4 protein-coding genes are annotated in these 4120 nt (G+C 69.3%); 3 read left to right on the plus strand and 1 reads right to left on the minus strand.

Going from position 1 to position 4120, the window contains the following annotated elements:
• The 3 genes from AC2VOP_RS04365 to AC2VOP_RS04375 form a co-directional block, all read left to right on the plus strand.
• On the plus strand, positions 1–473 hold a 473-nt coding region (locus AC2VOP_RS04365; RefSeq protein WP_486959808.1), incomplete at its 5' end, for an HNH endonuclease signature motif containing protein.
• Between the two features lie 129 nt (positions 474–602).
• Positions 603–1184 carry a DUF3000 domain-containing protein gene (locus AC2VOP_RS04370; protein ID WP_486959809.1) on the plus strand — a complete coding sequence of 194 codons (582 nt, stop codon included), beginning with the start codon at positions 603–605 and terminating at the stop codon, positions 1182–1184.
• A 2-nt stretch (positions 1185–1186) separates the two neighbouring features.
• Positions 1187–2476: an HRDC domain-containing protein gene (locus AC2VOP_RS04375; RefSeq protein WP_486959810.1), complete on the plus strand. Its 1290-nt coding sequence runs from the start codon at positions 1187–1189 to the stop codon at positions 2474–2476.
• On the opposite strand, the gene dxs is transcribed toward AC2VOP_RS04375, so the two are convergent.
• Positions 2457–4120, minus strand: a 1664-nt coding sequence (dxs, locus tag AC2VOP_RS04380; RefSeq protein ID WP_486959811.1) for a 1-deoxy-D-xylulose-5-phosphate synthase, incomplete at its 5' end; no start/stop codon positions are given. The two genes, AC2VOP_RS04375 and dxs, sit on opposite strands and share 20 nt — an antisense overlap.

Genomic DNA, 4120 nt, shown 5'->3' on the forward strand with positions numbered 1-4120 from the left:
TGACCTGCCGGTTTCCCGGTTGCGACGAGCCGGCCATCAATTGCGACCTCGATCACACGATCGCCCACGCCGATGGTGGACCCACCCATGCTTCCAACCTCAAGGCAATGTGTAGGCGAGACCACCTGATCAAGACGTTTTGGGGCTGGCAGGACAAGCAGCTGCCAGACGGGACGGTGATCTGGACATCCCCGTCGGGGCACAGCTATGTCACCACACCGGGCAGCGCCCTGCTCTTTCCCGCGCTGTGCGCGCCCACCGCCCAACTGGACCCACCCGAGCCGCCCACCGACCACTGCCCCGACCGCTGCGCCGACCGCACCGCCGTGATGCCCCAACGCCGCCGCACCCGCGCCCAAAACCGCGCCCGCTACATCGCTTCCGAACGCCGAAAAAACCACACCGAACGCCAAACCCAAGCCCAAGCCCGCGCCGGGCCCGACGACCCCGACGACGACCCTCCACCGTTCTGAGCAGCGAGGACTCCACCAGCTAGCCGGCCAGCCTCCCTGGATCGGCGCGCCTGTCCCGGCCTGTCAGTAGACGAGGCTAGCGTGAAACGTTGTGACCCCAGGGGACGAAGCGATGAGGAGGAGCGGCACGTGACGTCAGCCGAGCCGGCCCCGTTTCGCGAAGCGGTCCAGGCCATGTCCGCCGCAGTTGTGCGGTCGGAGATCGAGTTGGGCCCGATCCGGCCGCCGCAGCGCCTCGCGCCGTACAGCTATGCGCTGGGCGCAGAGGTCAAACACCCGGAGGCCGAGACTGTCCCGGAGCAATCCGAAGGCGACACCTACGGGCGGCTGATCCTGCTGTACGACCCTGACGGCATCGACGCCTGGAACGGCACCATGCGACTGGTGGCCTACATCCAGGCCGATCTGGACTGCCAGGAGGCAATCGACCCGCTGCTGCCCGAGGTGGCCTGGAGCTGGCTGGTCGAAGCGCTGGAGTCGCGCACCGAGCACGTCACCGCACTCGGCGGTACCGTCACCGCGACCACGTCGGTGCGCTACGGCGATATATCCGGGCCGCCGCGCGGACATCAGCTGGAGCTGCGGGCATCCTGGACCGCCACCACCCCCGAACTCGACGCGCACGTCCATGCGTTCTGCGCGGTGCTGGAACACGCGGCGGGGCTGCCGCCGGCGGGGGTGACCGACCTGGGCGCACGAACCCGGGTCTGACCATGGACTCTGACCCGTCGGGTTCGGCTAGCGCACAACCCGAGCCGACGCCGCTGACACACCCGGCTGGCGGCATACCGAACGTGTCGGTCACCGCTGCCGAGGTCCGCTCGGCCGCAGAACTGCTGGCCGGTGGTCACGGGCCTTTCGCGGTGGACGCCGAGCGGGCGTCGGGCTTTCGCTACTCCAACCGGGCCTACCTGATCCAGGTCCGGCGCGCCGGCGCGGGCACGGTGCTCATCGACCCGGTCGGCGACGCGGGCGACCCGGTGACGGTGCTGCGGCCGGTGGCCGAGGTGCTGGGCCAAGACGAATGGATTCTGCACGCCGCCGACCAGGATCTGCCGTGCCTGGCCGAGGTCGGCATGCGGCCACCGGCGCTGTACGACACCGAGCTGGCCGGGCGCCTGGCCGGCTTCGAAAAGGTCAATCTCGCAACAATGGTGCAGCGGCTGCTGGGGTTGAGCCTGGCCAAAGGTCACGCCGCAGCCGACTGGTCCAAACGTCCGCTGCCGCCGGCGTGGCTCAACTACGCGGCGCTCGATGTCGAGGTGCTGATCGAACTGCGTCGAGCGATTGCCAAGGTGCTGGCCGAGGAGGGCAAAAGCGAGTGGGCCACACAGGAATTCGATTACCTGCGGGCGGTTAGTGCCAGGAGTGTCGCCGCTTCGACCAGGCGGGACCGGTGGCGGCGCACATCAGGAATTCACAAGGTGCGCGGCCCGCGTGGGCTGGCCGCGGTCCGTGAACTGTGGACGGTGCGGGACCGGATCGCGCAGCGCCGCGACATTGCTCCGCACCGCATCCTGCCCGATTCGGCGATCATCGCAGCGGCAGCGGCTGACCCCACCACCGTCGACGACCTGATCAAACTACCGGGATTCGGCGGGCCCAGGCAGCGCCGGAACGCCCGGACCTGGCTGGCGGGGCTGGCCGCGGCGCGCGAGAACCCCGATCCGCCCGAAACGGCCGAACCCCAGAACGGCCCTCCCCCGGCGACCCGATGGGTCAGACGCAAGCCCGAGGCCGCCGCCCGGTTGGAGGCGGCCCGCGCTGCGCTGGGTGAGCTGTCGCAGCAGGTGGGGGTGCCCACCGAGAACTTGGTGGCGCCCGACCTGATACGACGGCTCTGCTGGGACTGGGAACCGGGAGTCGGCCCCGACGCCGCGGCGGTCGCTGTGGCGATCGAAGAGTTTCTCCGCACTGGCGAGGCCCGGGCCTGGCAGCGTGAGCTGGTGGTCCCGGTCCTGGCGGCGGCGTTGCAGCCGACCGTTAGTCCAGGTGTTCGCTGATCTCCGACTCGGTGACTACGGCATTGCCCAGGGCGGCGACCCAGCCGGTGATCCGGCGGGCCACGTCCTGCTCGGTCAGTCCTGCCTCGGCGAGTACCTCACCACGCGAGGCGTGGTCGTAGAACCGCTGCGGCAACCCGACGTCGCGACAGGGTACGTCGATCTCCGCGCGGCGCAGCGCCGCCGACACCGCCGACCCCACCCCGCCGCTGCTGCCGTTGTCTTCCAGCGTGACCACCAGCTTGTGCTTTCCGGCCAGGTCGACCACCACGTCGGAGACCGGCAACACCCAGCGCGGGTCGATCACGGTCACCCCGATGCCCTGGTTGTGCAGCCGCCGGCCCACCGCCAACGCCATCGCCGCGAACGCGCCGACCGCCACCAGCAGCACGTCGGTGGTCAACCCGTCGGCGGGAACAGCGAGCACGTCGACCCCGGAGTGTCGCTGCACTGCCGGAATGTCTTCACACACATCGCCTTTGGGGAACCGGATCGCCGTCGGCCCGTCGCCGATGTCGAGCGCCTCACCGAGTTCTTCACGCAGACGGGTGGCATCGCGCGGAGCGGCCACCTGCATACCGGGCACGATCCCCAGCATCGACAGATCCCACATGCCGTTGTGGCTGGCCCCGTCGTTTCCGGTGATCCCGGAGCGATGGAGGACCAACGTCACCGGCAGCTTGTGCAGCGCCACGTCCATCATGATCTGGTCGAAGGCGCGGTTGAGGAACGTCGAATAGATCGCCGCCACCGGGTGCAGCCCGCCCATCGCCAGCCCGGCTGCCGACGTAATCGCATGCTGCTCAGCGATGCCGACGTCGAACATCCGGTCCGGAAACCGCTGCCCGAATGGAGTCAGCCCGGTAGGACCGGGCATGGCGGCGGTGATCGCGACGACGTCGCGACGGGTGGATCCGTACTCGATGAGCGCGTCAGAGAATGCGGACGTCCAACTGGGCGCCGCCACCGTGGCGGCCGACCCGGTCGCCGGGTCGATCACGCCGCATTGATGCATCTGCTCGGCCTCGTCGTTCTCAGCCGGCGCGTAACCCATCCCCTTCCGGGTGACCACGTGCACGACCACCGGCCCGCAGAAACCGCGGGCACGGCGCAGCGCGGACTCCACGGCGTGTTCGTCGTGGCCGTCGACCGGGCCGACATACTTCACACCAAGGTCGGTGAAGAGCAGCTGCGGGGAGAACGCGTCCTTCAGCCCGGCCTTGACGCTGTGCATCACGTGATAGCCCAGCTCACCGACGACCGGCATGCCACGCATCGCGCCGCGACCCTTCTCCAGCAACTTCTCGTAGCCGGGCTGCAGTCGCAGCGCGGCCAAGTGCTCGGCGAAACCGCCGATCGTCGGGGCGTAGCTGCGGCCGTTGTCGTTGACGACGATGACCACCGGCCGGCGCGCCACGGCGATGTTGTTCAGCGCCTCCCAGCACATCCCCCCGGTCAGTGCGCCGTCGCCGACCACCGCGACCACATGGCGGTTGCGGTGCCCGGTCAGTTCGAACGCTTTGGCCAGCCCGTCGGCGTAGGACAGCGCCGAGCTGGCGTGGCTGGACTCCACCCAGTCGTGCTCGCTCTCGGCACGCGACGGGTAGCCGGACAGTCCGCCTTTTTTGCGCAGGGTGTCGAAGT

The sequence above is a fragment of the Mycobacterium sp. TH-M106 genome (genome assembly GCF_057473765.1).